The organism is Bartonella sp. AP58NXGY, from assembly GCF_042195785.1.
Classification (GTDB): domain Bacteria; phylum Pseudomonadota; class Alphaproteobacteria; order Rhizobiales; family Rhizobiaceae; genus Bartonella.
The window spans coordinates 1-1,067 of the sequence record NZ_JBHIOY010000106.1 but is presented as its reverse complement, the minus strand read 5'-3'; the positions used below and the strand labels follow the sequence as shown (position 1 = coordinate 1,067).

The 1,067-nt window shown below is 36.2% G+C and carries 3 protein-coding genes; 2 read left to right on the top strand and 1 reads right to left on the bottom strand.

Annotation, left to right across the window (positions count from 1 at the left end):
- Positions 1–2 precede the first annotated feature (2 nt).
- Complete coding sequence (locus tag ACFINC_RS09790; RefSeq protein ID WP_375617088.1) at positions 3–209, top strand: type II toxin-antitoxin system Phd/YefM family antitoxin; 207 nt, start codon at positions 3–5, stop codon at positions 207–209.
- Positions 202–588 (top strand): hypothetical protein, encoded by a 387-nt coding sequence (locus ACFINC_RS09785; protein WP_375617087.1) that lies wholly within the window; start codon positions 202–204, stop codon positions 586–588. Before ACFINC_RS09790 ends, ACFINC_RS09785 begins: the two co-directional genes overlap by 8 nt.
- 9 nt (positions 589–597) lie before the next feature.
- Here ACFINC_RS09785 and ACFINC_RS09780 read toward each other — a convergent pair whose 3' ends face one another.
- Entirely contained in the window at positions 598–894 is a 297-nt protein-coding gene (locus tag ACFINC_RS09780) for a HigA family addiction module antitoxin (RefSeq protein WP_375617086.1), read from the bottom strand.
- Between the last annotated feature and the right edge of the window lie 173 nt (positions 895–1,067).

The following is a 1,067-nucleotide window of genomic DNA, read 5'->3' as shown; positions in this document are numbered from 1 at the left end:
ATATTTTAGACGAGGCTATGTCTACACCTGTAGCTTTAACAAAGCGAGGGCGTGAAAAAATCATTATGCTTCCTGTTGATTTATATCATGAATTAATAAAAGCGCGTTCTAGCGTACAATCTTTTTCCTATGCAGATGCACCGCAAAATATATTAGACGATTTAAATCGTGGTTTAGATGACATTTTAAACAGTGATGAACATGTTTAAAGCAGGGGATGTTGTTCGGTATTATTATTTATGGCACGAACAAGCGCAAAAAGGTGAACATTCAGGGCGTAAAGCGCGTCCTTCTTGTGTCATGGTTAAAACTGAAAAGCATCTTTTTTTGTTTCCTATCACTTCTCAAGAGCCAGTTAATTTGCAATTTAGCTTAAAAGTACCTGAGATAGAATGCAAACGTGTGGGGTTGCAAAAGCAATCTTGGGTACGTGTTGATGAATTTAATGTTGTTTCTTGCCAATCTTTCTTTCACTTTCAAGATTTAAAACCACAAGGGCGTTTTAGTCTTGCTTTTATGCGTAAAATTGCACTTAAAATTAAAGAAGTTAAAGCAATAAAGCCACTTGGAAAAGTTTCTAGAGACTGAGTTATACAATTAAACAGTATGGAGTGTCGGAACTTTGCTAACATCTGTTTCCCGTTCTGCATGCCAATCATCATAATTGGCTTGCATACGTAACCATATGGCAGCTCCATTCCCAAACATTTTGCCAAGACAAGCCGAAAGAGAAGGAGATATAGGCTTTTCGGCATTTAGAATATCATAGAGATGTTGGCGTGATATACCGAGCATCTGTGCAATTTCTAATTTTGTTTTGCCTGTCTCAGGAATAATATCTGCTAAAACTTCTCCTGGATGAGTAGGGCAGCGATTAGGATTGCGTGTAGTCATGGATAGTCTTCTTTGCAATTAATTTTAAAACCGTTACAATTTAAACAGTATGCCATCGATATTATATCATTTAAAGAAATTTAAAAAATGAACATCAAGCCTATTCGCACTGAACAAGATTATCAAGAATCCTTAGAAATTGTGTCTGCAATGTTCGATAATCAACCTCAAGA

Bases quoted from the DNA above. Each gene is read 5' to 3' on its own strand.
- ACFINC_RS09785 (WP_375617087.1), top strand. From the start codon at position 202: ATGTTTAAAGCAGGGGATGTTGTTCGGTATTATTATTTATGGCACGAA.
- ACFINC_RS09780 (WP_375617086.1), bottom strand. From the start codon at position 894: ATGACTACACGCAATCCTAATCGCTGCCCTACTCATCCAGGAGAAGTT.